This is a genomic window from Streptomyces caatingaensis, from assembly GCF_001187435.1.
Lineage (GTDB): Bacteria > Actinomycetota > Actinomycetes > Streptomycetales > Streptomycetaceae > Streptomyces > Streptomyces caatingaensis.
This window is the reverse complement of the sequence record NZ_LFXA01000008.1, coordinates 78,244-102,930: the sequence shown is the minus strand read 5'-3', so window position 1 is coordinate 102,930 and position 24,687 is coordinate 78,244. Positions and strand designations below refer to the sequence as shown.

At 72.8% G+C, this 24,687-nt stretch carries 25 protein-coding genes and 1 tRNA gene; 14 read left to right on the top strand and 12 right to left on the bottom strand.

The annotated features are described in order from the left end of the window. The first annotated feature begins 14 nt into the window (after window positions 1-14). The 3 genes from AC230_RS13175 to AC230_RS13165 all read left to right on the top strand — a co-directional run bounded on the left by AC230_RS13175 (window position 15) and on the right by AC230_RS13165 (window position 3,366). A complete protein-coding gene (locus AC230_RS13175; RefSeq protein ID WP_049716370.1) occupies window positions 15-1,235 on the top strand; it encodes a DNA polymerase III subunit delta' in 1,221 nt (406 codons plus the stop codon). A gap of 338 nt (window positions 1,236-1,573) precedes the next feature. Next, window positions 1,574-3,187, top strand: a complete 1,614-nt coding sequence (locus AC230_RS13170; RefSeq protein WP_049716369.1) for an alpha/beta hydrolase — start codon at window positions 1,574-1,576, stop codon at window positions 3,185-3,187. A 105-nt stretch (window positions 3,188-3,292) separates the two neighbouring features. Next, window positions 3,293-3,366 (top strand) — tRNA-Thr (locus AC230_RS13165). Between the two features lie 414 nt (window positions 3,367-3,780). On the opposite strand, the gene AC230_RS13160 is transcribed toward AC230_RS13165, so the two are convergent. The 6 genes from AC230_RS13160 to AC230_RS13135 all read right to left on the bottom strand — a co-directional run bounded on the left by AC230_RS13160 (window position 3,781) and on the right by AC230_RS13135 (window position 8,730). Continuing rightward, window positions 3,781-4,215: a hypothetical protein gene (locus AC230_RS13160; protein WP_049716368.1), complete on the bottom strand. Its 435-nt coding sequence runs from the start codon at window positions 4,213-4,215 to the stop codon at window positions 3,781-3,783. A gap of 204 nt (window positions 4,216-4,419) precedes the next feature. Beyond that, window positions 4,420-5,208: an ABC transporter permease gene (locus AC230_RS13155; RefSeq protein WP_049716367.1), complete on the bottom strand. Its 789-nt coding sequence runs from the start codon at window positions 5,206-5,208 to the stop codon at window positions 4,420-4,422. After that, window positions 5,205-6,203, bottom strand: a complete 999-nt coding sequence (locus tag AC230_RS13150) for an ATP-binding cassette domain-containing protein (RefSeq protein WP_241833210.1) — start codon at window positions 6,201-6,203, stop codon at window positions 5,205-5,207. The genes AC230_RS13155 and AC230_RS13150 overlap by 4 nt, the downstream gene beginning before the upstream one ends. Before the next feature lie 67 nt (window positions 6,204-6,270). Beyond that, window positions 6,271-7,119: a DUF4097 family beta strand repeat-containing protein gene (locus AC230_RS13145; protein WP_049716365.1), complete on the bottom strand. Its 849-nt coding sequence runs from the start codon at window positions 7,117-7,119 to the stop codon at window positions 6,271-6,273. 98 nt (window positions 7,120-7,217) lie between these two features. Beyond that, window positions 7,218-7,784 (bottom strand): toxin-antitoxin system HicB family antitoxin, encoded by a 567-nt coding sequence (locus tag AC230_RS13140; protein ID WP_049716364.1) that lies wholly within the window; start codon window positions 7,782-7,784, stop codon window positions 7,218-7,220. A 586-nt stretch (window positions 7,785-8,370) separates the two neighbouring features. Beyond that, entirely contained in the window at window positions 8,371-8,730 is a 360-nt protein-coding gene (locus tag AC230_RS13135; protein WP_241833209.1) for a peptidase inhibitor family I36 protein, read from the bottom strand. A 173-nt stretch (window positions 8,731-8,903) separates the two neighbouring features. On the opposite strand from AC230_RS13135, the gene AC230_RS13130 reads away from it, so the two are divergent. Beyond that, window positions 8,904-9,704, top strand: a complete 801-nt coding sequence (locus AC230_RS13130; RefSeq protein ID WP_049716362.1) for an alpha/beta fold hydrolase — start codon at window positions 8,904-8,906, stop codon at window positions 9,702-9,704. A 334-nt stretch (window positions 9,705-10,038) separates the two neighbouring features. Here AC230_RS13130 and AC230_RS13120 read toward each other — a convergent pair whose 3' ends face one another. The 3 genes from AC230_RS13120 to AC230_RS13115 all read right to left on the bottom strand — a co-directional run bounded on the left by AC230_RS13120 (window position 10,039) and on the right by AC230_RS13115 (window position 11,482). Next, entirely contained in the window at window positions 10,039-10,401 is a 363-nt protein-coding gene (locus AC230_RS13120) for a hypothetical protein (protein ID WP_157868566.1), read from the bottom strand. A gap of 98 nt (window positions 10,402-10,499) precedes the next feature. Beyond that, a complete protein-coding gene (locus tag AC230_RS31045) occupies window positions 10,500-10,679 on the bottom strand; it encodes a DUF397 domain-containing protein (RefSeq protein WP_078871211.1) in 180 nt (59 codons plus the stop codon). Next, on the bottom strand, window positions 10,676-11,482 hold the full coding sequence (locus tag AC230_RS13115; RefSeq protein ID WP_049716359.1) for a helix-turn-helix domain-containing protein: 807 nt from the start codon (window positions 11,480-11,482) through the stop codon (window positions 10,676-10,678). Before AC230_RS13115 ends, AC230_RS31045 begins: the two co-directional genes overlap by 4 nt. A gap of 104 nt (window positions 11,483-11,586) precedes the next feature. On the opposite strand from AC230_RS13115, the gene AC230_RS32540 reads away from it, so the two are divergent. From AC230_RS32540 to AC230_RS13080, 8 genes are all read left to right on the top strand, one after another. After that, window positions 11,587-11,757 (top strand): hypothetical protein, encoded by a 171-nt coding sequence (locus AC230_RS32540; RefSeq protein WP_157868565.1) that lies wholly within the window; start codon window positions 11,587-11,589, stop codon window positions 11,755-11,757. Further along, window positions 11,754-11,933, top strand: coding sequence for a DUF6255 family natural product biosynthesis protein (locus AC230_RS34675; RefSeq protein WP_049716358.1), 180 nt, complete (start codon window positions 11,754-11,756; stop codon window positions 11,931-11,933). Before AC230_RS32540 ends, AC230_RS34675 begins: the two co-directional genes overlap by 4 nt. A 69-nt stretch (window positions 11,934-12,002) precedes the next feature. Next, window positions 12,003-12,275: a DUF1876 domain-containing protein gene (locus tag AC230_RS13105; RefSeq protein WP_049716357.1), complete on the top strand. Its 273-nt coding sequence runs from the start codon at window positions 12,003-12,005 to the stop codon at window positions 12,273-12,275. Window positions 12,276-12,387: 112 nt separating this feature from the next. Continuing rightward, window positions 12,388-13,035, top strand: coding sequence for a TetR/AcrR family transcriptional regulator (locus tag AC230_RS13100; RefSeq protein WP_049716356.1), 648 nt, complete (start codon window positions 12,388-12,390; stop codon window positions 13,033-13,035). A gap of 50 nt (window positions 13,036-13,085) precedes the next feature. After that, window positions 13,086-14,249: an acyltransferase family protein gene (locus AC230_RS13095; protein ID WP_338399796.1), complete on the top strand. Its 1,164-nt coding sequence runs from the start codon at window positions 13,086-13,088 to the stop codon at window positions 14,247-14,249. Window positions 14,250-15,366: 1,117 nt separating this feature from the next. After that, window positions 15,367-15,642, top strand: coding sequence for a DUF1876 domain-containing protein (locus AC230_RS13090; protein WP_049716355.1), 276 nt, complete (start codon window positions 15,367-15,369; stop codon window positions 15,640-15,642). A 435-nt stretch (window positions 15,643-16,077) separates the two neighbouring features. Continuing rightward, window positions 16,078-17,286, top strand: a complete 1,209-nt coding sequence (locus tag AC230_RS13085) for a cytochrome P450 (RefSeq protein WP_049716354.1) — start codon at window positions 16,078-16,080, stop codon at window positions 17,284-17,286. 24 nt (window positions 17,287-17,310) lie between these two features. Beyond that, entirely contained in the window at window positions 17,311-18,432 is a 1,122-nt protein-coding gene (locus tag AC230_RS13080) for a type III polyketide synthase (RefSeq protein WP_049716353.1), read from the top strand. A 64-nt stretch (window positions 18,433-18,496) separates the two neighbouring features. Here the strand turns inward: AC230_RS13080 and AC230_RS13075 are convergent, their stop codons facing one another. After that, window positions 18,497-18,982: a carboxymuconolactone decarboxylase family protein gene (locus AC230_RS13075; protein WP_049716389.1), complete on the bottom strand. Its 486-nt coding sequence runs from the start codon at window positions 18,980-18,982 to the stop codon at window positions 18,497-18,499. Window positions 18,983-19,139: 157 nt separating this feature from the next. On the opposite strand from AC230_RS13075, the gene AC230_RS13070 reads away from it, so the two are divergent. After that, entirely contained in the window at window positions 19,140-20,105 is a 966-nt protein-coding gene (locus AC230_RS13070) for an RNA polymerase sigma-70 factor (RefSeq protein WP_078871214.1), read from the top strand. A 51-nt stretch (window positions 20,106-20,156) separates the two neighbouring features. Here AC230_RS13070 and AC230_RS13065 read toward each other — a convergent pair whose 3' ends face one another. Continuing rightward, on the bottom strand, window positions 20,157-20,612 hold the full coding sequence (locus AC230_RS13065; protein WP_049716352.1) for a tellurite resistance TerB family protein: 456 nt from the start codon (window positions 20,610-20,612) through the stop codon (window positions 20,157-20,159). Between the two features lie 163 nt (window positions 20,613-20,775). After that, window positions 20,776-21,813, bottom strand: coding sequence for a rod shape-determining protein (locus AC230_RS13060; protein ID WP_049716351.1), 1,038 nt, complete (start codon window positions 21,811-21,813; stop codon window positions 20,776-20,778). Window positions 21,814-23,128: 1,315 nt separating this feature from the next. On the opposite strand from AC230_RS13060, the gene AC230_RS13055 reads away from it, so the two are divergent. Next, window positions 23,129-24,685, top strand: a complete 1,557-nt coding sequence (locus AC230_RS13055) for an FAD-dependent monooxygenase (protein WP_078871210.1) — start codon at window positions 23,129-23,131, stop codon at window positions 24,683-24,685. The last annotated feature ends 2 nt before the right edge of the window (window positions 24,686-24,687 follow it).

The window sequence follows — 24,687 nt, the reverse complement described above, 5'->3', positions numbered from 1 at the left end:
CGTGGAGGACAGTCATGGCGGTGTGGGACGACCTGGTCGGGCAGGACCGGGTCACGGAGCAGCTCGCCGCTGCCGCCCGTGACGCGGACGCGCTGGTCACGGCGGCCGAGTCGGCGGACGGCCCGGTGGAGACGCCCGCCGGCTCGCGGATGACCCACGCCTGGCTGTTCACCGGCCCGCCCGGCGCGGGCCGGGCCGCGGCCGCGCGCGCCTTCGCCGCCGCGCTCCAGTGCGTCAGCCCCGACCGGGCGTACGGCGCGGGCCCCGGCTGCGGCTTCTGCGACGGCTGCCACACGGCCCTGGTCGGTACGCACGCCGACGTCGAGGTCGTCCGCACCGACCTGCTGTCCATCGGCGTCAAGGAGACCCGCGACCTCGTCCGCCGCGCCCAGATGTCGCCCGCGGGCGGCCGCTGGCAGGTGATCGTCCTGGAGGACGCGGACCGCCTCACCGAGGGCGCGGGCAACGTCCTCCTCAAGGCCGTCGAGGAGCCCGCGCCGCGGACGGTCTGGCTGCTCTGCGCGCCGTCCATCGAGGACGTGCTGCCGACGATCCGTTCCCGCTGCCGGTCCCTCACCCTGAGCACGCCGTCCGTCGCCGCCGTCGCCGACGTCCTCGTCCGCCGCGACGGCGTCGAGCCCGAGCTCGCCGCCCGGGTGGCGGCCGCCACGCAGGGCCACATAGGCAGGGCCCGCCGCCTCGCCACGGACGAGCGCGCCCGCGCCCGCCGCGCCGCCGTCCTCAAACTGCCGCTCCGCGTGGCGGACATGGGCGGCTGCCTCAAGGCCGCCCAGGAGCTGATCGACGCCGCCGCCGAGGACGCGAAGCAGGTCGCCGAGGAGATCGACGCGAAGGAGACGGAGGAGCTGCGCGCCGCCCTCGGCGCGGCGGCCGGCACCGGCGGGCGGCTCCCGCGCGGCACGGCCGGCGCGATGAAGGAGCTCCAGGACAGGCAGAAGCGCCGCTCGACGCGCACCCAGCGCGACAGCCTCGACCTGGCCCTCACCGAGCTGGCCGGCTTCTACCGCGACGTCCTCGCGATACAGCTCGGCTCCCGCGTCGGCCTGGCCAACGTCGACGCCCGGGACGCCCTGGAGCGGATCGCCTCCGGCTCGCGGCCGGAGTCGACCCTGCGCCGCATCGAGGCGATCGGCGCCTGCCGCCAGGCCCTCGACCGGAACGTTGCGCCCCTGCTCGCGGTCGAGGCGATGACGGTGGCCCTGCGGGCGGGCTGACGGATGCCGCTGCCGCCGCGGGACACGTCCGGTGCCCTGGAGGCACAGGACCGCCCGTGTAGGCACAGGACCGCCCCCATAGGCACAGCACCGCCGCGGACACCACACCCCGGGTGAATCCTCACCCTTACGAGCCGACCTGTAGGCCCGGCCCGGCGAAATCGGGTGTGCGTACAGATACGCTCCGTAGACCCGGGTCCGCTCCGCGGACCGTCCCCAGCGGTATCGGCGCGCGTCGGCGCGCCCCCTTGCCGCTTCCCGCTAGCCCTCCGCCTCCGCACGCCAGCCCGTCCGCCACCGCCCCACCCCACCTGTCTGCCACACAGAGGGACCAGCCGATGGACACCAGTCGCCTGCTCCGCACCTCCGGCACCCTGGCCGCCACGGCGGCCCTCCTCCTCTCCGCGCTCACCGCCGGCCCGGCCGCGCCGACCGCGTCGGCGTCGGCGAGACCGCAGGACGGGGACGAACCGGGCACCACCACCGTCGCCACCGGCCCCGAAGAGACCGGAGCCGGCCCCGCCGGCCCGGCCGCCGCCGGGCTCCTGCGCCCCTACTACGCGCAGAAGCTCCGCTGGCACTCCTGCACCGGCAAGGGCGCGGGCTTCGAATGCGCGTCGATGAAGGTCCCCCTCGACTACGCGTCCCCCCGCGCCGGCGACATCACCCTCGCCGTCGCGCGCAAGCGGGCCACCGGTTCCTCCGGGCACCTCGGATCGCTGCTGGTCAACCCCGGCGGCCCGGGCGGCTCGGCGATCGACTACCTGCAGAGCCACGCGGCCACGAAGTACCCCGCCGAGGTCCGGGCCCGCTACGACCTGGTCGCGGCCGACCCGCGCGGTGTGGGCCGCAGCACCCCGGTCACCTGCCTCTCCGACGGCGAGATGGACCGCTACACCCAGGCCGACCCGAACCCGCGGACGGCGGCCCAGACGCGCGGCTACGTCGCGAACCTCAAGAAGTTCTCCCAGGGCTGCGCCACCCGCGCCGGCCGGATGCTGCGGCACGTCTCGACCGTCGAGGCGGCCCGCGACATGGACGTCCTCCGCGGGCTCCTCGGCGACGGCAAGCTGCACTACGTCGGCGCGTCCTACGGCACGTTCCTCGGCGCGACCTACGCCGAGCTCTTCCCGTCCCGGGTCGGCCGGCTCGTCCTCGACGGCGCGCTCGACCCCTCGCTGAGTGCGGAGCGCATCAACCGCGAGCAGGCGGCGGGCTTCCAGACCGCCTTCACCTCGTTCGCCCGCGACTGCGCGCGGCAGGTCGAGTGTCCGCTGGGCACAACGGGCCCCGACGAGGCCGGCAAGCGGCTGCGGGCCTTCCTCGCCCGCCTCGCGGGCCACCCGCTCACCACCCATGACTCCCGCCGGCTCACCGAGGGCCTGGCGACGACCGGCGTGATCGCCGCCATGTACGACGAGGGCGCCTGGCCCGCCCTCCGCAGGGCCCTCTCGGACGCGGCCGACGGCGACGGCACGGTGCTGCTCGCCCTCTCCGACGCCTACTACGAGCGCGACGAGCACGGCGCCTACTCCAACCTCATGGCCGCCAACTCCGCGGTGAACTGCCTCGACGCCCCCGCCGCCTTCCACGGCCCGGAGGACGTCCGCCGGGCCCTGCCGGCCTTCCGCAAGGCGTCCCCCGTCCTGGGCGAGGCCCTCGCCTGGGCCTCCCTGGGCTGCGCCTACTGGCCCGTCCGCCCCACCGGTCACCCGCACCGCATCACGGCCCACGGCGCCGCCCCGATCCTCGTCGTCGGCACCACCCGCGACCCCGCCACCCCCTACCCCTGGGCCCGCTCCCTGGCCTCCCAGCTCTCCTCCGGCCGCCTCCTCACCTACGACGGCGACGGCCACACCGCCTACACCCGCGGCAGCGAGTGCGTGGACGAGGCGGTCGACTCCTACCTCCTCACCCGCACCCCACCCCCCGCCACCCGCCGCTGCTCCTGACCTCGGCACCTTCCTCGCACCCCCGTGCGAGGCCGTGGTGCGGAGCACCCTCCGAAACTGTGTAGACTGGGCGCGCTGTCGATGACAACCTTGCCTCGGCAGCGCGCCACCTTAGCTCAGTTGGCCAGAGCAACGCACTCGTAATGCGTAGGTCGCGGGTTCGAATCCCGCAGGTGGCTCCGGTGAAGCCCAGGCCATGGAACTCATGGCCTGGGCTCTTCGCGTGTCCGCATACGGGCCGGAGCGCAGCCGTCAGCGGTCGGAGGCGGGGAGGGGGAAGTCGGCCGGTGGCGAAGGGACGCCGAGCGTAGCCGGTCGACCGGTGGCGTGTTTTTTCTTTTCCGGGCCTCTTGACTCTGGGCGAATAGGGCGCAAACTGGCAATTACACCAGACAACCGGTGAGAGCCACACCCATCGGTGGAGACGTCCATCGATCCGAGTGACACCCATCTCGGCAAACTGGCTAGGCCCCCGGAAGGCACGTACCGGGAACGGAGCAGTCGGCGACGACCGAAGGCTCGCGGGACGGTACGGAGCGCCGGGGGCTGTCGTATGTCCGGGGGAGGGGCCGCCGCGGCGGGCGCGGCCCCCGTCAGCGCACCTTCACGGTGACCTGCCAGGGGACGACCACGTCCGAGCAGTTCTGGCCGGGCTTGCGCGGGGTGCAGCGCAGGTGTGAGTCGAGGGTGGTCGTTCCCGTGTCGCGGGCGTGGAACACGGCCGTGGCTTCGCCGTTCGAGGACGAGCCGACGGCGTCCCGGCGGAGGACGGCGGTGTTGGCAGCGGTGGGGGAGGTCCAGCCCCAGGTGGAGGTCGGCGTTTGCTCGCCGGTGAGGTGGACGGTGATCTCGTCGCCCTTGTGGACGGTGAAGGACTGTCTGTTGTGCTTGTTGGAGAGGTTCAGGCGCTTCGCGGCGAGGGTGGGGGCGGGGGTTGCTGTCGCCGTCGTCGTCGCGGACGTGGTCAGGGCCAGGGTGGCCGTGGCCACGGCCGTGGCGAGCAGGCGGGCTGTGTGCTTCGGCTTCATCGCTTCACCTCGTGTGCGCTCGTGTGCTTGGGAGCCGCCGGTTGTGTCACTGCCCTGGGGCGGGCGTGGCAATGCGGGGCTCGCCGGTATGGGTGACGTGGAGTGGGGTTGGGTGAGGTGGGGGGAGGGGGAGGAGCTGGGCAACGCCGAACGGGCGGCGTCCGCCGGCTTTTTGCCGAGGGGACGCCGCCCGGGGCGGGGCGGTCACTTCGGGTCGCGGTTGAACAGGGACGTGGACCAGAAGTAGCCGAGGACGCTCAGGCCCACGCACCAGGCGATCGTGATCCATCCGTTGTTGCCGATCTCGGTGCCGAGGAGGAGGCCGCGGAGGGTCTCGATGGCGGGGGTGAAGGGCTGGTACTCGGCGATGGGCCGGAACCAGCCCGGCATCGCGCCGACGGGGACGAAGGCGCTGGAGATGAGCGGCAGGAGGATCAGCGGCAACGCGTTGTTGCTGGCGGCCTCGGCGTTCGGGCTGACCATGCCCATCCCGACCGCGATCCACGTGAACGCCAGGGCGACCAGCGTCAGCAGGCCGAACGCCGCGATCCAGTCGAGCACGGTGGCGTCCGTGGACCGGAACCCGATGGCGACCGCGACGGCGCCGACCAGGACCACACTGATGATCGCCTGGAGGACGCTGCCGACGACGTGCCCGAAGAGCACCGAGCCGCGGTGGATCGCCATGGTGCGGAAGCGGGCGGTGATGCCCTCGGTCATGTCGTTGGAGACGGACACCGCGGTGCCGACCAGGGTGCCGCCGATGGTCATCAGCAGAATGCCGGGGACGACGTACGCGATGTAGTGGGAGCGGTTCGCGCCGCCGCCCATGCCCGCGCTCATCACGTCGCCGAAGACGTAGACGAAGAGCAGCAGCAACATGACGGGCGTCAGCAGGAGGTTCAGCGTCATCGACGGGTAGCGGCGCGCGTGGAGGAGGTTGCGGCGCAGCATCGTGGACGAGTCGCGGACGGCGAGGGAGAGGGAGCTCATCGGACAGCCTCCTTGGGCTGGTTCGGCCGGTCGGGGCCGGTCAGGGCGAAGAACACGTCGTCGAGGTCGGGCGTGTGGACGGTGAGTTCGTCCGCCTCGATGCCGGCGGAGTCCAGCCAGTCGAGGATGGAGCGCAGTTCGCGCTGGCTGCCGTCGCTGGGGAGTTGCAGGGCGAGCGCCTCGTCGTCCCTGGTGACCTCGCGGAGCGCGGTCGCGGCGCTCAGGTACGCGGACGGGTCGGAGAAGCGGAGGCGGACGTGTCCGCCGGGGATCTGCCGCTTCAGCTCGTCGGGAGTGCCCTCGGCGGCTATCCTGCCGCCGTTCAACACCGCGACGCGGTCGGCGAGTTCGTCGGCCTCCTCCAGGTACTGGGTGGTGAGGAGGACGGTGGTGCCGTCGGCGACGAGTTCGCGGACGATCTGCCACATGTTGTGGCGGCTGCGCGGGTCGAGGCCGGTGGTCGGCTCGTCGAGGAAGATGATCCGCGGGTTGCCGACGAGGGTCATGGCGATGTCGAGGCGGCGCTTCATGCCGCCGGAGTAGCTCTGGGCCGGCTTCTTGGCGGCCTCGGTGAGGTCGAACCGTTCCAGCAGTTCGGCGGTGACACGGCGCCCCTCACGTTTGGGCAGGTGGTGCAGGTCCGCCATGAGGAGCATGTTCTCCTCGCCGGTGATCAGGCCGTCCACCGCGGAGAACTGTCCGGTGACGCCGATCGCGGCGCGGACCCCGTCCGGGGACGTGGCGATGTCGTGGCCGGCGACCTGGGCCTGTCCGCCGTCCGCGGTGACGAGCGTCGACAGGATCTTCACGGTGGTGGTCTTGCCGGCGCCGTTCGGGCCGAGCAGGGCGAAGACGGTGCCCGCCGGGATGCGCAGGTCGATCCCGTCGAGGACGGTCTTGTCGCCGTACGCCTTGCGCAGGCCGACCGCGGAGACGGCGGCGGGCGGCTCGTGGACGCCCGAGTGGGTAGTCGTGGGCATGACAGAAGTCGGCATGGGGTTCTCCCCTTCGAGGGCTGGAACGGCATGGTGGGACGGGGTTTTCAGCGGGGCCGGTGGTGTGTCACTGCCGGGGCTTGGCGCGGAGGACGTCGATGTTGCCGTGCCGGGTGCGGGCGCGGACCGTGACCGTGTCCTCGGTCTCCTCCGGCGACTCCGACGCGGTGAGCGTGTTGCGCACCTGGCCGGACTCGGAGCTGACGTCGAGCCAGGCGGCGGTGCCCCGGCGGACGCCGACCTCGATGGTGCCGTACGCCGTCTCCAACTGCACGTTTCCGCGCGCCACTTCGCTCACGCGCAGGGTGCCGTGGGCGGTGGTCGCGGTGACCGAGTCCTCGGCGCGGGCGATGGTGATGTCGCCGTTGGCGCCGCTCACGCGGAGTTCGCCCATCGCGGTGTCGACGGTCGTGGAGCCGTGCGAGTTCTTCAGGACGGCCGGGCCGTCCAGGTGGCCCGCGCGCAGGCTGCCGGAGCTGGTCGTGATCTCGGCCGGGCCCTCGACCCGGTCCACGCTGATCGAGCCGTGCGACGCGGTCAGCTTCAGCCGGCCGGTCGTGTCGAAGCGGACGTCGCCGGTCGAGGTCTTCACCTGGACCTCGCCGAGCCGGCCCTCGCCGAGGACCTGCGTCCAGGCGCCGGTCATGTCGACCCGCGAGCCGGTGGGCAGCTCGACCGTCACGTCGACCACGCCGGTGCGGCCGAAGAGCGAGGACTTCGGGGTCCTGACGGTGAGGGCGCCGCTCGCGTACGCCACCTCCGTCTGGTCGGCCGCCTTGACGTCCAGGTCCTTCTTCGGGTCGCGGGGGCGGATGTCGACGACGGTGTCGGGGCGGTCGGTCGCGATGAAGCGGATGGAGCCGGCTTCGACGCGGGTCGTGACGGAGACGGGGGCGGGGGTGTCGAAAGAAGGCATGGCTGATCCGTCCTCTTGGTGCGGTGTGCCGGGTGGGTGGCGTTGGGGTGTTGGGGTTGGGGTGTTGGGGTGTCGTTTTTTTGGGGGGGCGCTGGGGCTCAGCGCACCCAGCCCGTGATGGTCTGGCCTACGGAGTGGGCCTTCTGGGGCGTGTGCGTCGTACGGGGGTGGGGGGTGCTGTCGACCGCGGCCGCCACGACGCGCACCAGCCAGGCGTTGACCGACAGGCCCTCGCGGGCCGCGGCCTCCTCCGCACGGGCTTTGAGGCGGGCCGGGAGGCGGAGGTTCACGCGGGCGGTGGCGCCGTCCTCGCCTTCGGCGGGGGCCGTGGCCGTGGCCGGGGGCGGGGGCAGGGCCGCGGTCGGGGCCATCGGCGGCTCGACGGGGAGCGTGGCCGCCGTTTCCGTCCGGCCGCTGTCGGCGGGCGGTGGCGTCACGACGAAGTCCGGGTCGAGACCGCGGAGCCGTACGTCGACCGAGCCCGGGGCGAGCTCGCGGGTGATCTCGTCCATCGCGGCGGAGAGCACGTTGAGCATCGTCAGGCGGGTCGCCGACTCGAGGGGAGCGGTGAGGCGCTCGGCGAGCTCGCGGGATTCCTTGCCGCCGGCCTCGGCGGCGACGGCGAGTTCTCGGCGGAGGGTGTCGACGTAGGGGGTCAGGTCCATGACGCCATCATGGCACCACGATGGCGCCATGCGCAAGGGGGTGGCGCTACTTGGCGTCGCTTGTGGCGTCAGGTGACGCCATGGGTGGCGTCGTCGGCTTTCCGGGTGGCCCCCGGTGGCTCGGCGGGGGTCGCGCTTCTGTGTCACGCTTCTGCGCCGCGCCCCTGCGCTGAGCCCCCTGCGCCGCTCTCCTGCGCCGACCCCTTGGCGCCGCGCCCCGGCGTCGAGCCCCCCGGTACCGCGCCCGCGCGCCCATCCTCAAACGCCGGACGGGCTCGATCGCGGCTCCGCCGCTCGTCCTCAAGCGCCGGACGGACTGGGGATCCGGTAGCGCCGGACGGACTGGGGATCCGGTAGCGCCGGACGGACTGGGGATCCGGTAGCGCCGGACGGGCTGGGGGTCCGGAAGTGCCGGACGGGATGGGAGCCGGCCTCCGGTGCGGCGGAGGGGGGTGGCCGCGGGCCGGACCCGCTCGGCTGGTGCGGGGCGGCCCGGTGCCGTTGTGCGGTGAGCGCTGCCGCGCCCCGGGGCGGTCGTGTGCGGCCCAACTCCGCTCACGGGCCTATGGGGCGCGGCCCGGCGCTCTCAGCAGTGACCGCCGTTCACCCCGTCGATCCTCCCGCCGAAGTCGCCTTTGTAGGAACGCCGCCAGTCCCCGTTGTGCACCGCGCGCGTCTCTTTCGGCTGCCAGTTGATGAAGCACGCCTCCGTGGAGGCGACGAACGAGCCGACGTTGTCGTGGAGTTGGGGCGGCAGGTCGCGGTAGCCGCTGGTGGCCGTCCACTCCCAGCTGGAGCCGTGGAAGTCCGTACCCGTGTAGAAGCAGACGGAGCCGCCGGGGCAGGGGGGCGGGCCGCCGGCCGGGGCGGCGGCCGCGTTCGCGGCCGGCATGAGGAGCGCCGCCAGGGACAGGGCCGCGGCGACGGACCAGGAACGCAATTTCACGCGGATTCCTCCGTGTTGCTGATGACGTGGTGCTCACCAGGACCTTTCCCCCGCCCCGGCACCCCCATGCGCTCACCGTGACCGAACGGTTGCGCACGGTGCACACGCGCGCCCTGGCCGGTTCGCGTACTCCCGTCCGCCACCGCCCGCCAACTACCCTGAACCGTCGCGCGATGCGAGGAGTCGACGTGGTTCTCCCCTTCGTCCTGCCCCACGCCCTGCACGGCACCGGGCCCCACAAGGTCATCGCCGTCCACGGCTGGCTCGCCGACCGCTCCGCCTTCGACGCCGTCGAGCCGGACGTCGACCGGGACGCGTTCCAGTACGCCGTCCCCGACCTGCGCGGCTACGGCGAAGCCCGCAACGTCGCCGGGGAGTTCACGACCGCCGAGGGCGCCGCCGACGTCCTCGCGGTGGCCGACAAGCTCGGCTGGGACCGCTTCTCCCTCGTCGGGCACTCCATGGGCGGCAGCGTCGTCCAGCGCGTCCTGGCCCTCGCGCCGCACCGCGTCCGCCGGATCGTCGGCATCACGCCCGTCCCCGCCTCCGGCCTCCCCCTCCCGCCCGAACAGTGGGAGCTCTTCACCGCCTCCGCCCACCTCCCCGCCCACCGGCGGGCCATCATCGACACCACCTCCGGCGGCCGGCGGCCCGACCGCTGGCTCGACCGCATGGTCCAGCGCTCGCTCGACCGCAGCGACCCCGCCGCCTTCCGCGCCTGGCTCCACTCCTGGTCCCACGACGACTTCCACGCCGAGATCGAGGGCTCCACCGTGTCCGCCCTCGCGGTCGTCGGGGCCCTGGACCCCGCGATCACCGCCGCCGTCACACGTGCCACCTGGCTCCGCTGGTTCCCCAACGGGCAGATACACGAGCTCGTTTCGGCCGGCCACTACCCGATGGACGAGACACCGTTGGAATTGATCCGCGTCGTGGAGGACTTCCTCCGCGCAGACGCGCAGCCTAGTGAGTGAGGGGTCGATGGGACGGGTGAAGCGGATCGTTCAGGCGTTGTTCGGGCGCAGGCCGAAGGCGCGGCCGGGGTCCGCCGGTTCCCGTTCCCCGTCCCCGGCGGCCGGCGGCGGCGCCGGTGGCGGGTACGTCGACCCCGGTGGGGACGGGGGTGGCGGGGGTGGTGACGCGACCAGTGGTCACCACGGTGGCGGTCACCACGGCGGTGGCGGTCACCATGGCGGTGGTCACCACGGGGGCGGCTACCACGGCGGTGGTCACCACGACGGTGGCGGCGGTCATCACGGCGGCGGCCACGACGGCGGCGGCTTCGACGGCGGAGGCGGCTGGTAGGCGTCAGGAGCGGCCCGTCCGCAGCCTGCGGCGGAACTCCTCACGCCCCTCCTGCAACCGGGCGCGCAGCTCCCGCACCAACTCCGCCTGCTCCACGGTCACTTCCCTCTCCTCGACCCTCACACGGCACGGCCCGCACAGGCCGCCCGGCATCTCCTCGGGGAAGTCCGCCGTGCCGCACGCCGTGCACTCCACCACGGCCACCGGACGCGGTGCGGGCCGCGCCGGCCGCGCCACCCGCTCCGGCGGGAGTGAGGAGTGCGTACGGGTCACCCACTGCGTGCCGTCCTCGTTCACCCGCTCCCTGGTGCGGCGCAGGTGGCCCGCGACGGGGCCCGTTGCCGCGACTCGATCGGAATCGGTCATGTGCGCGTTGCGCAGGCGAGTTGGGAGGGTGGGTGGGCCAAGCCGGCCACCCATTCCTTGGAAAGGCCGTTCGGATCCCGGCCCCCGAATCCCGGGTCTCAGGTGTCGGATAACGAGGTCACGAAGTCTGCCCACGTCGTCGTCCCGAAGGAGAGCCGGAGGCTCACCCCGAGCTTCGAGTCCCGGACGTGGACGACGTGCGGGCGTGGCCGCAGCTCCAGACAGTTGTTGCCTGACCCGGTGCTATAACTCGATCTGATCCACGGGGAGTTGTTCATAGTTCCTCTGCCAGCTTCCTGATGAATCGCGCAGACCCCTCCGCGCCGAGTGCTTCCATGCGGAGCCGCCCGAGGCACTGGGTGAAGCTGCTGACCGTCGCGGCGTCACTGTGCAACACCTGGGTGTTCAGGCCCTCCACGTATCCAAGTTGCTGGTGCTCCGCCGTTTCCGCCACCAGGATGGGCCCGACGAGGGCGATGGACTGCCCGGTATCGGCAGGGAGGACCTGAAGGGAGACGTTGGGGAACTCGGCGACGCGCAGAAGGTGTTCCAACTGCCCTTTCATCACGGCCGTTCCGCCGATTCCGCTCCTCAGCGCCGCTTCGTAAATGACGTAGTGGAAGAGCGAGTACGGTCGTGCGGTCAGCTTCTCCTGTCGCTTGAGCCGCTTCGCGACGCGTTCCTCGATCACGTCGCCCTCCACGGGTGGCCAGTGGCTCGTGACCAGGGCCCTGATGTACTCCTCGGTCTGGAGCAGGCCGGGGACGAAAAGCGGCTCGTAGGAGGCGATCGAAACCGCTTCCTCCTCCACGGTGAAGAACTCCTCCACGTTCGAGGCAGGTGGTTCGGGGGCGAGATAGCCCACTGCGGCCAGGAGCAGACCGTCCGCGCCGCACAACTGGTCGGCGACCTCCAGGAGACGCCGCGTAGGACGCCGACGGCCCTGCTCCATCGCCTTCACCGTCTCGACGGTGTAGTTCGCCTCCTCCGCCAGCCTCTCGCGGCTCACCCCCGCCCTGAAGCGCCAGAGCTTCACCTGGTTCCCGCAGTACCGCCAGTTCGGCGGCGCTTGCCTGGCCATCGGCCGCACCCCTCCCGGTGGGCGGGGGGACACGGGGGCGACCCGGCCCCCTCGTCCCCCGGACGTGGCTTCCGACGCTACGCGGCGCCGACCACGCTGGGACCGTGAGTAACACAATCTCCCCGCGACCGGGTGACTCCTCCTGCCTGCTCTGCGCCGCCCTCCTCGTGGAGCGGGCGGCGGCCTGGCGGCTGCGCGACTTCCGTGCCACGCAGCGGGCGATCAACGCCCTCGCCGAGCACCGGCGTCGCGATCATCCGGAGCCCGCCCGATGAAGGGCGGGTGCCCGCACCCGGACGACGCCTGGACGACGTCCAACGGCGTCGCCACGTGCGGTCGTTGCGGTACGCGCCGTGTGGTCGACTACCGGGCGCTCGGGCAGGCCGTCGGGCCGCCGGACGGGCGGGCGCCCCGGCCCGTACGCCGGCCCCGCCGCCGCGAGGTGCGGTAGCGCGTGCGGGGGCCGCGTGGCGGTGTGACCATGGAGAGTAAGTGGCCGGAGCAGGAGGAGGGCTCTCCGATGACCGCCATGAAGAGCTGGAACGTCCAGATCAGCATCAAGGAGAACGCCGACACGGTCAGTGCCGAGGCGCGGCTGAGCGGAGCCGCCTCCGGGGCGATGGTCGGCGAAGGGGTCGCGCGGCGGAACCCGTCGGACGAGAACGTCCCGGCGATCGGGGACGAACTCGCCGCCGCGCGCGCCATGTCGTCGCTGACCAATCAGCTGTTGCACCAGGCGGCGGCGGACATCGAGCAGCACACGCACAAGCCGGTGGAGCGGCTTGTGGTCTGAGCGGGGAAGTGGCGGGGCCCGGGCCGAGTGCACGGGCCCCGCGTGTGTGTGCAGTTCACCTCGGTTCACCTCGGTCTTTACAGAGCCTGGCCGCCCGACTAAGGTTTTGGCCATGCGGTCAGAAAATCAGCCGGGCGGTCGATCGGCGGCGAAGGCGGCGACGTCGGACGCGGATCGCTCGTTCATCGAGCTGGCGCGACGGGCGCAGATCATCGACGCCGCCGTCGGGACGCTCGCGGAGGAGGGGTACGCGAAGGCGTCCCTGGCGCGGATCGCGCAGCGGGCGGGGATCAGCAAGGGGGTGATCTCGTACCACTTCGCGGGGAAGGAGGAGCTGCTGGAACGGCTCGTGGAGCACGTCTACGGGCAGATGGGGGCGTTCATGGAGCCCCGGATGGCGGCGGCGCCGGAGCCCGGGGCGCGGCTGCGGGCGTACGTCGAGTCGTTGGCGGCGTATATGCGCGAGCACCGGCCGCAGTTGGCGGCGCTCGGCCAGGTCTTCCACAACATGCGCAACTCGGAGGGGAAGTTGCGCTATGGCGTGGCGACGAGCGAGGAGCTCTACGCGTTCCTGGAGGGGATCTTCAGGGAGGGGCAGGAGAGCGGGGAGTTCCGCCCGTTCGACGTGCGGGTGATGGCGGTCAGCGTGCAGGCGGGGGTGGATGCGATGTTCGAGTACTGGGACGTGCATCCCGAGCACGATCTGGAGGGCCACGCGCGGGAGTTGGCCGAGTTGTTCGCGCAGGCCGTGCGGGCGTAGTCGCGTCCGGCGCAGGGGGATTCCGAGGGGGGATGGCTATGTCGCAGGACGTGGTGCGGGGAGCGCCGGTGGGGGACGTCGCCGGAGTCGGGTCGCGGGGGGCCCGGCTGCGGTACGTCGACAACATACGGATCGTGCTGACGGTGATGGTGGTGTTGCACCACGCCGCCGTGACCTACAGCCACGTACCCGTGTGGTTCTACACGGAGCGGGCGCGGGATGCGTCGGGTGCGGTGCTGGACGGATTGATCGTCCTGGACCAGGCGTTCTTCATGGGGTTCTTCTTCCTGATCGCCGGGTATTTCACGCCGCCTTCGTACGAGCGGAAGGGACCGCGCGCCTTCGTGCGGGACCGCTGGAAGCGGCTGGGGATTCCGCTGCTGGCGTTCCTGCTGGTGCTGCGGCCGCTGGTCAATTCCGGGTCGATGGGGGAGGTCCGGGAGCGGCTGGCGGAGCAGGGTGTCGGGATGCCGTACTGGCTCTTCTACGTGGTGACGTGGGATCCGGGGCCGATGTGGTTCGTCGAGGTGCTGTTGGTCTTCTCGCTGGTGTACGTGGTGGTGCGCGGGTGGCGTTCCTCCGCCGTGGGCGGGGGGAGGCGCGGGGCGCGGCCGTTGCGGGGGCGGGCGGTCGTCGCCTTCGGGGCGGGGCTGGCCGTCGTCACGTACGGGTGGCGGGTGGGGGTGCCGGACGGGACGTACGTGCCGGTGCTGGGGTTGCCGTCGCCCAACTTCCTGCCGCAGTACGCGAGTTTCTTCGTGGTGGGGGTGCTGGCTCGGCGGCGGGGGTGGGCGTCGTCCCTCTCCCGGCGGGCCGGGTGGACGGGGGCGGTGGTCGCCGGCGTGGCGGCGGCCCTGTACGCGCCGGTGGCGCTTCTGTCGCCCTCGCGGGCGCTGGAAGGGCGGGGGACGTGGCAGTCGTTGGTGACGGCGGGGTGGGAGTCGGCGTTTGCGGTGGGTGTGGTCGTGGGGGTGGTGGTGCTGTTCCGGGAGCGCTTTGACTCGCAGGGGCGGGTGGGGGAGTTTCTGGGGCGTCATGCGTTTGCGGTGTATCTGGTGCATCCGGTGGTGTTGGTGGGGATGGGGTATGCGTTGCGGGGGGTTTCGGCGGTGGCGGTGGTGAAGTTTGGGGTTTTGGGGGTGGTGGGGGTGCCGGTGTGTTGGGGGCTGGCGTGGTTGGTGCGGAAGTTGCCGGGGGCGGGGCGGGTGTTGTGAGCCCTGCCTCAGCCCCGCCCTTTCACCGTTTACCAGGGGCTCCGCCCCTCCCCCCCGCCGCCGGCGCGCTCCGCGTGCGGCGTGCGGCGTGCGGGGGCTGCGCCCCCGTCCGGGGCCCCGCCCCCCGTGGCGGGGGCTGCGCCCCCTGCGCCCCCGTCCGGGGGGCCGCCGCCCGTGGCGGGGGCTGCCCCCCCTGCGCCGCTGCCCCGAGGCTCCGCCTCGGGCCCCGAAACGGGGCTGGCGCCGGGCCTTGAGATCGAGCTCCGCCCCGGGGCCTGAAACCGCGCTCGGCGCCGTGCCCTGAAACCGCGCTCCGCGCTGGGCTTGAGGTCGCGTTCCGCGCCGGGTCCTGAAACCGTGCCGGCGCCAGGCCTCGAAACCGCGCTCCGCGCGGTTGTCCTCAAGCGCCGGACGGGCTGGAATCAGCCCGCCCGGCGCTTGAGGATTGAGGGTGCCCCAGCGGGGTGCAGGGGCGGAGCCCCGCGCAGGGGTGCAGGGGGCGCAGCCCCCGCCCCACCGCGCGAAGCGCAGTGCCGGGCCTCTGGCCTCGCCCAGGGCTCGGCCTCGGCCCGGGCCCTGGTTCCGGCCTGGCCCGGGCCTTGGGCCTCAGCCTCTGGGCCCGGCCCCCCGGCCTTCGGGCCCCGCCTTGGGGTCTCGGGTCCCCGGGCTCTGTGGTCCCTGGGCTCTGTGGTCCCTGGGCTCTGTGGTCCCTGGGCTCTGTGGTCCCTGGGCTCTGTGGTCCCTGGGCTCTGTGGTCCCTGGGCTCTGTGGTCCCTGGGCTCTGTGGTCCCCGGGCCCTGCGGCCCCCGGCCACTGCGGCCCCCGGCCCCCGAACCCCGGCGCCCGCAGGACGCTCCCGCAGCGCGGCCCGCAGGCGCCCCCGCCTGCCGGCCCCGGGGGCGCAGCCCCCGAAGAAACGGTGAAAGGGCGGGGCGGGGAGAGAAAACCAAACCACCCAGCCACCGCCGCACCCGCACCCGCACCCGCCCCCCCCGCACCCTGCCCCCCCCGCACCCGCACCGCCGCACTCGCCCCCCCGCACCCCCATCCCCACATGCGCACCCCCCGCCCCCATGACACCGTGGTCCCCGGGGGCAGCTCGCGAGGAGGTCGCCCTATGCCCGGGAGCAAGAGTTGGACCGTTGAGGTCGTCATCGAGGAGCACGATCACACCGTCACCGCGGAGGCGCGGCTGACCGGGCGGGCGCCGGGGCCCATGGTGGGCGAGGGGACGGCGCGGTGCCACCCCGCCGACGAGAACGTGCCCGACATCGGGGACGAACTCGCCGCGTCGAGGGCGCTGAACGTCCTCGCGAGCCAGCTTCTCGACATCTCGATCAAGGACATCGAGGCCCATACGCACGAGCGCGTGCGGGGAATCGAGCAGAGCTGAAGAGCCAGCAGTGCTGAAGGCCCGGCAGAACGGGAGAAGACCTGGCAGAGCCGACGGCCGGCACGGACGAAGGGCGAGCAGGGCCGACAGCCGGGCTGAGCCCGAAGGCGCGGGGGCGGGATCCGGCCGTTCTGGGGAGGGCGGGAGGCGGGGGGAGGGTCTCGGGCGTCCTTAACCCAGGGGACATGTCCGTGCATGTCGGATGAGGGGCGCACAGTCGTACTTCGCGCTCCCCGCGTGCTCCCGCAAGGGTTCACCCTTTTGGGTGAGTGCACCTGGTGTGTTCGAAAAAATGCTGTTTCATTTACACGGGTAAGTCCACAAATCGAGTGAATCATCCGGGTATAGGTGTGGCGTGCTTGCCCCTACGGAATTGATCTGTAGATACCGGCGCGCCACCAAGGCCGTGCCCAATGGGTATGGGGAGTGCTTCGTATGACCACTGAGGAATCCGAACGGGCCTGTCCCTTCCGTCACGATGAAGCCCTGGAACCTGACCCGTTCATGGCGCGGATGCGGGCGGAGGCCCCGGTGGCCAAGATCCGCATGCCGTACGGCGAGGGCGACTGCTGGCTGGTGACGCGTTACGACGACGTACGCACGGTGACCCAGGACCGCCGCTTCAGCCGCGCCGCGCTGATCGGGAAGGACTTCCCGCGCATCACTCCGGCGCCGATCGCCCAGTCCGAGGCGATCAACCTCATGGACCCGCCGGCGCTGAGCCGGCTGCGCAGGCTGGTGACGACGGGGTTCAGCAACAAGATGGTGGAGAGCCTGCGGCCGAAGACGCAGCAGGTGGTGGACGGGCTGTTGGACGACATGGAGGAGCACGGCCCGCCGGCCGACGTCGCCCACCATCTGGCCGGGAAGCTGCCGTTGATGACGATCTGCGAGCTGCTCCAGGTCCCCGACGAGGACCGGCCGCAGCTGCGCGCCTGGGCCATGGCCATGATGTCGATGAAGCCGGACGACAAGGAGTCGGCCGCCGAGGCCAAGGCCGGCCTGCGGGCGTACTTCGCGCGGCTGACGGCGGAGCGCCGCCGCAACCCCGGTTCGGATCTGCTGAGTTCACTGGCGACGGCCCGCGTCGGCGAGGAGCAGCTCGACGAGAAGGAGCTGGCCGTGATGGGCATGCTCCTGCTGGTCACGGGCCACGACACCAGCACGTACGAGATCTGCAACATCGTCTATACGCTGCTCACCCACCCCAAGCACCTCGCCCAGCTCCGCGAGCGGCCGGAGATCATGCCGCAGGCGCTGGAGGAGCTGCTGCGCTTCATCCCCTTCCGGCAGGGCGTCGGCATCCCCCGGGTCGCCCTGGAGGACGTGGAGTTCGACGGCGTGACGATCCCCGCCGGCGACATCGTCCACGTCTCGTACCTCTGCGCCAACCGCGACGGTTCCGCGTACGAGCGGCCGGACGAGCTCGACTTCGACCGGGACGACCCCGCGCCGCACATGACCTTCGGACACGGTTCGCACCACTGCCTCGGCGCCCATCTGGCCCGGATGGAGCTCCAGACCGCGATCGGGACGCTCATCCGGCGATTCCCCGAACTGCGCCTGGCCGTACCGGCGGAGGAGGTGCAGTGGAACACCGTGTCGATCTGGCGCTATCCCCTCACCCTCCCGGTCGCCTGGTAAGTCCCGGTAAGGAGGAACGCGACCATGGCGACACTGTGCAGACCGGCCATCGCCGTCCCGGAGCACGTCATCACCCGGGAGGAGACCCTGGAGCTCGCGCGGACCCTGCACGCGAACCACCCGCAACTGGAGCTGGCGCTCCGGCTGATCGGCAATACGGGAGTGCAGACCCGGCATCTCGTCCAGCCCATCGAGGACACGCTCCAGCACCCCGGTTTCACGACCCGGAACAACATCTACGAGGCGGAGGCCAAGGCACGTGTCCCGGCGGTGATCGACCGGGCCCTGGAGAACGCGGAGTTGACCGTCCAGGACATCGACATGATCGTGTACGTCTCGTGCACGGGCTTCATGATGCCGTCGATGACCGCCTGGCTGATCAACACCATGGGATTCAGGAACGAGACGCGGCAGTTGCCCATCGCACAGCTCGGCTGCGCGGCGGGGGGCGCGGCGATCAACCGGGCCCATGACTTCTGCAGCGCCTACCCGGGGTCCAATGTGCTGATCGTGGCGTGCGAGTTCTGCTCGCTGCTGTACCAGCCGACGGATCTGGCGGTCGGAAACCTGCTGTCCAACGGGTTGTTCGGGGACGCGATCGCCTCGGCCGTGGTGCGGGGCGACGGCGGCACGGGGGTGCGGCTGGAGGCCAACGGCTCCCACCTCGTCCCGGACACGGAGGCGTGGATCTCGTACGGCGTGAAGGACACGGGCTTCCACTTCATGCTGGACAAGCGCGTCCCCGGCACGATGGCGATGCTCGCGCCCGCCATGCGCGACATGGCCGAGCCGCACGACTGGGACGTGTCCGACCTGGATTTCTACATCGTGCACGCGGGCGGCCCGCGCATCCTCGACGACCTCGGCAAATACCTGGAGCTGGAGCAGCACATGTTCCGCTACAGCAGGCAGACGCTGGTCGAGCGGGGGAACATCGCGAGTGCGGTCGTCTTCGACGCGCTGGAGAGGCTGTTCCAGGACGGGGGCGCCGAGCACGCCGCGCGCGGCGTCATCGCCGGGTTCGGGCCCGGTATCACCGCGGAGATCGCCCTGGGCACGTGGTCGGGCCGGGTGGGCGGCGGCAGCAGCAACGGCCACAAGAAGGCGTCCGCCGGCCGGAACTCTTCCGTGACACTGCCGGCCTGAGCGGACCGGGGGAGCGCGGGCCGTCACCTCCTCTCGGCGGCCCGCGCTTCTGCCCCGCCGCGGATCAGCCGAGCGCGGCCTCGAACATGCCCGGCTCGTACGAGCCGCCGCGCTGGTGGACGATCACGGCGAGCCGGTTGGCCGCGTTGACCAGGGCGACGAGGGACACCAGGGCGGCGACCTGGTCGTCGTCGTAGTGCTCGCGCACCCGGGCCCAGGTGGCGTCGGAGACGCCCTCGTGGGCGTCGGCGAGCCGGGTGCCCTCCTCGGCGAGCGCCAGCGCCGCACGCTCGGCCTCCGTGAAGACCGTGGACTCGCGCCAGGCGGCGACGAGCCCGATCCGCAGCGCGCTCTCCCCGGCGGCCGCGGCCTCCTTGACGTGGATGTCGACGCACCAGCCGCAGCCGTTGATCTGGCTGGCGCGCAGCGCGACCAGCTCCTGGACGGCGCGGGGCAGCGCCGACTGGTGGATCACCAGGCCCGCGTTGGCGAAGCGCTTGGCGAACTTGACGGCGGTCTCGTTGGCGAACAGGTTGAACCGGGTTCCCATGACGGTGTCCATGACGGTGTCCTCACTCGTGGTGGTGCGGTGTCGGACATGAGATGCCGGCCGTCCGCCGCGTGTGACGGGGCGTCCGCGTGACGTACGCCACCGGCCGCGGGTGTCACAGGGCGGCGGGGAGCGGCGTCTTGTGCGCGTGGCACTGATGAACGACACCAACGGGCGGGAGCAGCCGGTGAAGAGCGGGACGACGGGCGGGCGCGGGACGACGGGCGGGCGCGGGACGACGGGTACGGACGCCGCCACCGAAACGTTCGTCGCCCACCGGAACCTGCTGTTCACCGTCGCCTACGAGATGCTCGGCTCGGCCGCCGACGCGGAGGACGTGCTCCAGGAGACCTGGCTCCGCTGGGCCGGCGTCGACCTGGACGCGGTGCGGGACCGGCGCGCGTACCTCGTCCGGATCACCACCCGGCAGGCGCTGGGCCGGCTGCGGACGCTCGGCCGCCGCAAGGAGTCCTACGTGGGCAACTGGCTGCCCGCGCCGCTCCTGACCGCCCCGGACGTCGCCGAGGACGTCGAACTGGCCGACAGCGTCTCGATGGCGATGCTGCTGGTGATGGAGACGCTCGCGCCGACCGAGCGGGCGGTGTTCGTGCTGCGCGAGGTCTTCGACCTCGGGTACGAGGAGATCGCCGAGGCCGTCGACAAGAGCGCGGCCGCCGTCCGGCAGATCGCGCACCGGGCGCGGGCCCACGTCGCGGCGCGGCGGCCGCGCGGGGCCGTCTCGCCGGCCGAGACGCGGGACGCGCTCGACGCGTTCCGACGGGCCGTCACCACCGGTGACCTGCAAGGGCTGCTCGACATCCTCGCGCCGGACGTCGTGCTCGTCGGCGACGGCGGCGGGGTCCGGCAGGCCGTCCTGCATCCGGTCTCCGGGGCGGAGAAGGTGGGGCGGCTGCTGGCCGCCGGGCTGGGGCGGGTCGGCGCGGCGTCGATGCGGGCCGCGTACGTCAACGGGCATCCGGCGCTGGTCGTCTCGGACGGCGACGGCGGGGTCGACACCGTCGTGGCGCTGCGGTTCGACGACGGGCTGATCAGCGGGCTCTACGCGGTGCGCAATCCGGAGAAGCTGTCGCACATGGGGCGGGAGACGGTGCTGCGGCGGTGAGCCCCGGGCCGGGGACGGGCCGTCGCGGCCCGGCCCCGGCCGGCTCCCGGCTCAGAGGTCGAACTCGGCCGGGGCGATGCCCAGCGCGTAGCACGCCTCGCGGACGACGGCCTGCTCGTCCTTGTCGAAGTCGCCGTCGGCGCCGCCGATGACGATGCCGATCTGGACGACCGCGCGGGCCTCGGTTGGCTTCTTGGCGACCTTGCCGATGGTCTGCATCAGGCTCACCTTGCCGAAGTCGAAGTCGACGGCGAGCTTCTGGCAGTAGTCGGTGAAGCGGGCGTGCAGATCGTCCGCCGGGAAGTTCTGCAGGACCTCGTTGGTGGCGATCAGCGAGGCGACGCGCTGCCGTTCGGAGGCGTCGACCGAGCCGTCGGCGGCGGCGACGAGGGCGCACATCGCCATGCTCGCGTCGCGGAACGCGCCGCTCTTGAGCTCGTTCTTCTTCGCGACCAGCTGACCCTGCATCGTGGTGGCGGATTCCTTGAGCCGGTCCCAGAGCGCCATGTGCGTGTCTCTCCTTGTGGAAAACGTGCTTGCACAGGCTGAACTGCTCCGGAGTTAAAGAAGTTCCCAAGGGGGGTGTGGTCGCGTTGGGGCCGCGTTGCCGGCTCAGTGCGTCGTGCAGCGTCATTCGGCGCGTCGTTCGGCGCGTTGTTCAGCGCGTCGTTCAGCGCATCACCAGGGGGTCGATCGTCATCGGCCCCACCTTTCCCTCCATCATCATCCCCAGGCCCAGGACCGAGCAGTGCTCCGGGTTCTCCGCGATGTGCACCGTCATGCCCGTGGCGTCCTGGATCATCGTGTCCAGCCCCGGGAGCAGGGCGCTGCCGCCGGCGAGCATGAGGCCGCGGGTGCCCAGGTCCGCCACGAGGTCGGGCGGGCAGTCCCGGAGCACGCGTCCTATCGCGTCCAGGACGGCGGTCAGCGGGGTCTGGATCGCGTTGCGCACGTGAGCGGTGCTGACGAGGACCGTGCGGGACAGGCCCGTCGCGACGTCGCGGCCGCGGACCTCGGTCTCCGTGCCGCCGCCGGCCAGGCGGTCGGCCCGCAGGGCCATGTGGAGCGGGTACAGGCCCTGGGTGGGCAGCATCAACTCGTGCTCGCTGCGCAGGTGCTGGACGACCGCGTAGTCGATGGCGTCTCCGCCGACCTGGACCTTCTCGGCCGCGACGATCGCGCCGAGGGAGAGGACGGCCACCTGTGTGGACGCCGCGCCGCAGACGATGATCATCGTCGCCTCGGGGAGCTGGACGGGGAGGCCGCAGCCGACGGCCGCCGCGACGAGCGTGTCCACGAGCTCGACGCGGCGGGCGCCGAGGCCGGTCATCGTCTCGACGGCCGCCCGCTGGGCGATCGGCTCGGCGTCGTGCGGGAGGCAGACGGCGGCGCGGAGGAGGGGTTTGCGGCGCCAGGCCCTGCGGATCTTGTCGCTGATGAGGTGGCGCAGCATGCGCTGAGCCATCTCGATGTCGACGACCGTGCCGCCGGATACGGGTCTGACGACGCGGATGTGCGCGGGCGTGCGGCCCGCCATGCCCTCCGCGAGGGCGCCCACGGCGATGAGCGAGCCCGTCCTCGTGTTGACGGCGGCGATCGACGGCTCGTCCACGATGAGGCCCGTGTCCCGGGCGTAGACCCGGGTGCGGGACGCGCCGAGGTCGACGGCGATCGTGCAGCGGCTCAGCTGGGCGAGGCTGAGGGTCATCACGGTTCACTCCCCGGCGGCGGTGTGGTGACTTGCGTCCTTCGTCCTTGCGGTCATCGTGCGGTGGGGTGGGGGTGGGCGCGCGGGGGAGTGGGCCGGTTGGGCTAGTGGTTGGTGCGGTGGGTCGGTGGCCGGGGCGGCGCTCTCCGGCGTGGCGCTCTCCGGCCCGGCGCCGTCCGGCCCGGCGGCGGAGACGGGCACCCCCGTGGTCCGTCTCCGCCGGCCGGTGCGGGTGAGTCTTGCAGGGGGGTCTGACAACGGCGGTCGGCCGGGGCTTTGCCGTGCCCCTCCCCGCCCTTTCACCGTTTCCGAAGGGGCTGCGCCCCTTGGCAACCCCGCCGCGCGCCGCCCGCAGCGCCGGGCGGGCTCCGCCCCCTGCACCCCCGACCGGGGCTGCGCCCCCGGTGCCCCCTAACCGGGCTGCGCCCTGGCAACGCCGCCGCGCGGCGCCACGCTGCCCTCCGGCGGTCCGGAGCGCCGGGCGGGGGCTGCGCCCCTTGGCGGCCCTGCCTCGCGGTGCCGCGCCGCCGCGCGCCGCCCGCAGCCCCGGGCGGGGGCTCCGCCCCCTGCACCCCCGACCGGGGCTGCGCCCCTGGCAAGGGCCCGCCGCCCACAGCGCCGCGCGCGGGCTCCGCCCCCCCGCCGCACCCCGACCGGGGCTCCGCCCCCGCACCCCGGCCGGGCGCCACCCACCCACCCACCCACCTCCCCGGAACGTTGCTCCGCGCCTGCAACCGAGCAGGGCTCCGCCCTGGCCCCCGCACAGGGCGCCGGTCCCGCGCCCGTTCAGGCCGGTTCGGGGCCCGCTTCAGGCCGGTTCGGGCCGCCCGCGCCGGGCGGGTGCGAGGCCGGGGCGGCCCAGTGCCCGTCTCCGAGGCCGTAGCCCGCGCAATAGCCCCGCACCGCTTCAGGTTGCGCGCCCTGCGCACGCCCGTACGGGGCGGTGCCATGAGCCGCAGCGCTGCGTCGACGGAGCGCGTCGCTACCGTGCACGCACCGCGCACGCCCGTACGGGGCGGTGCCCCGGGGCCGCAGCGCTGCGTCGGCGAGCGCCTCGCTACGGTGCGCGCCCCCGCGCACACCGGGACAGGGCGGTGCCCCGGGCCGCAGCGCTGCGTCGGCGGCGCGACTCGCTACCGTGCGCGCGCCTGCGCGCCCCCGCGGCGTGGGGGCCGGGCCGGGGGCGGGGGCCGGGGCCGGGAGGAGGGAAAAGGGCGGGGCGGGGAGGGAGGAGGTGCGGTGATGCGCCCAACACGCGCCATTGAGGCCGAGCTTGCGCATACCCCACAATCGTCGCCAACAGGGGGAGGCGCTGATGCAGCGGGCGATCCGGGGTGTTCGGGACGTTGTCGTGGTGGGGGCGGGGCCTACCGGGATGGCGTTGGGGGTGGGGCTGCGGCGGTACGGGGTGGATGCGGTCGTGGTGGACAGGAGGGCGGGGGGCGGGCAGGAGCCGCGGGCGAGCGTGGTGTGGCAGCGGGCGCTGGAGGCATTGCGGGACCTGGGGTGCGCGGACGGGTTCGTCCGGGAGGGGCTCGCGCTCTCGCGGGGGGAGTTCCACGTCGCGGGGACACGGGTCGGGACGCAGGAGATGCACGTGGCGGACACCGCCTTTCCCGGGCCGCTGGGGATCGAGCAGGACGCCATCGAGGCGATCCTGCGGGAACGCCTGAGGCTGTGGGGGCCGGATGTGCTCTGGGGAAGGGAAGCCGTCGCGGTGCGGCTGGGGGAGGAGGGGGCCGAGGTCGATCTGAGGACGGCAGACGGGCGGACGACCACCGTCGCCTGCCGGTGGGTCGTGGGGGCGGAGGGCTCGCACAGCCTCGTCAGGAAGAGCATGGGAGCCGAATTCCGGGGGGAGCGGCGAACCAATCTCCAGAGCCTGCAGATCAACGCCGTTCCGGAGTGGAAGCACCCCTACCGGGCAGACGTCGCCCGCATCTTCATCAACCACGGCGTCACCCTCATCGCCGACCCCGTCCCCGGCGGCGCCCTCCGCCTCTTCGCCTTCTGCCCCGACCCGGATCCCGAGCGGCAAGAGCCGCCCACCACCGAGGAGATGGAGGAGCTCGTCTCCCGCGCCACCGGCGAGGAGGGCGTGCGGCTCCGGCCCACCGAGCCGCACTGGGCCAACCGCGCCCGCTTCCACGACCGCATCGCCGGCCGCTTCCGCAGCGGCCCCGCGCTGCTGCTGGGGGACAGCGCCCACCTGTGGGCCCCGATCGGCGGCCGCGGCCTCAACACCGGCCTGCTCGGCGCCCACAACCTCGCCTGGAAGCTGGCCGCCGTCCACCACGGCTGGTGCCCGGACGCGCTGCTCGACACGTACGACGCCGAACAGCGCCACACGGCGCAGTGCGTCATGCGCCACATGCGGCGCAACGTGCTCGAACTGCCGCCGGACCGGCGGACCTTGGCGGCGATACGCGTGCTCCTGCCGCACGTCCTGCGCAGCCGGCGCCTCAACCGCCGCGGCGCCGAGCTGCTCAGCGACTTCGGGAAGCACCATCGCGACAGTGAGCTGTCGGCGGGGCGCCGGCCGAAGGGCGGCGGCGGCCCCCGGCCCGGGGACCGGGTGCCGGACTGGGCCGTCGTCGGCGGGACCGGCCCGGCACGGCTGCACGAGCTGCTGTCCTACCAGCGATGGTCCCTGCTCGTGACGGGCGACGGCGGCACGGAGGACCTCCGGCGGCTCACCGCGCGCTACGCCCTCCCCCTCGCCGTCCTCCGCATCCGCACCGACGCCCTGCCGGACGGCACGCTGCTGCTCGTGCGCCCCGACGGACACGTGGGCCTGCGTGCCGGCGCGAAGGACCGGCGCGCGCTCACGGCGTACCTCGACCGGTGGGCCGTACGACTCGTCGAGCAGTAGGG

What these genes read in the sequence shown, in the direction of transcription:
- AC230_RS13175 (WP_049716370.1), top strand. Translation starts at nt 15, where the DNA reads ATGGCGGTGTGGGACGACCTGGTCGGGCAGGACCGGGTCACGGAGCAG.
- AC230_RS13170 (WP_049716369.1), top strand. Translation starts at nt 1,574, where the DNA reads ATGGACACCAGTCGCCTGCTCCGCACCTCCGGCACCCTGGCCGCCACG.
- AC230_RS13160 (WP_049716368.1), bottom strand. Translation starts at nt 4,215, where the DNA reads ATGAAGCCGAAGCACACAGCCCGCCTGCTCGCCACGGCCGTGGCCACG.
- AC230_RS13155 (WP_049716367.1), bottom strand. Translation starts at nt 5,208, where the DNA reads ATGAGCTCCCTCTCCCTCGCCGTCCGCGACTCGTCCACGATGCTGCGC.
- AC230_RS13150 (WP_241833210.1), bottom strand. Translation starts at nt 6,203, where the DNA reads ATGCCGACTTCTGTCATGCCCACGACTACCCACTCGGGCGTCCACGAG.
- AC230_RS13145 (WP_049716365.1), bottom strand. Translation starts at nt 7,119, where the DNA reads ATGCCTTCTTTCGACACCCCCGCCCCCGTCTCCGTCACGACCCGCGTC.
- AC230_RS13140 (WP_049716364.1), bottom strand. Translation starts at nt 7,784, where the DNA reads ATGGACCTGACCCCCTACGTCGACACCCTCCGCCGAGAACTCGCCGTC.
- AC230_RS13130 (WP_049716362.1), top strand. Translation starts at nt 8,904, where the DNA reads ATGCGAGGAGTCGACGTGGTTCTCCCCTTCGTCCTGCCCCACGCCCTG.
- AC230_RS13120 (WP_157868566.1), bottom strand. Translation starts at nt 10,401, where the DNA reads ATGACCGATTCCGATCGAGTCGCGGCAACGGGCCCCGTCGCGGGCCAC.
- AC230_RS31045 (WP_078871211.1), bottom strand. Translation starts at nt 10,679, where the DNA reads ATGAACAACTCCCCGTGGATCAGATCGAGTTATAGCACCGGGTCAGGC.
- AC230_RS13115 (WP_049716359.1), bottom strand. Translation starts at nt 11,482, where the DNA reads ATGGCCAGGCAAGCGCCGCCGAACTGGCGGTACTGCGGGAACCAGGTG.
- AC230_RS34675 (WP_049716358.1), top strand. Translation starts at nt 11,754, where the DNA reads ATGAAGGGCGGGTGCCCGCACCCGGACGACGCCTGGACGACGTCCAAC.
- AC230_RS13105 (WP_049716357.1), top strand. Translation starts at nt 12,003, where the DNA reads ATGACCGCCATGAAGAGCTGGAACGTCCAGATCAGCATCAAGGAGAAC.
- AC230_RS13100 (WP_049716356.1), top strand. Translation starts at nt 12,388, where the DNA reads ATGCGGTCAGAAAATCAGCCGGGCGGTCGATCGGCGGCGAAGGCGGCG.
- AC230_RS13090 (WP_049716355.1), top strand. Translation starts at nt 15,367, where the DNA reads ATGCCCGGGAGCAAGAGTTGGACCGTTGAGGTCGTCATCGAGGAGCAC.
- AC230_RS13085 (WP_049716354.1), top strand. Translation starts at nt 16,078, where the DNA reads ATGACCACTGAGGAATCCGAACGGGCCTGTCCCTTCCGTCACGATGAA.
- AC230_RS13080 (WP_049716353.1), top strand. Translation starts at nt 17,311, where the DNA reads ATGGCGACACTGTGCAGACCGGCCATCGCCGTCCCGGAGCACGTCATC.
- AC230_RS13075 (WP_049716389.1), bottom strand. Translation starts at nt 18,982, where the DNA reads ATGGGAACCCGGTTCAACCTGTTCGCCAACGAGACCGCCGTCAAGTTC.
- AC230_RS13070 (WP_078871214.1), top strand. Translation starts at nt 19,140, where the DNA reads ATGAACGACACCAACGGGCGGGAGCAGCCGGTGAAGAGCGGGACGACG.
- AC230_RS13065 (WP_049716352.1), bottom strand. Translation starts at nt 20,612, where the DNA reads ATGGCGCTCTGGGACCGGCTCAAGGAATCCGCCACCACGATGCAGGGT.
- AC230_RS13060 (WP_049716351.1), bottom strand. Translation starts at nt 21,813, where the DNA reads ATGACCCTCAGCCTCGCCCAGCTGAGCCGCTGCACGATCGCCGTCGAC.
- AC230_RS13055 (WP_078871210.1), top strand. Translation starts at nt 23,129, where the DNA reads ATGCAGCGGGCGATCCGGGGTGTTCGGGACGTTGTCGTGGTGGGGGCG.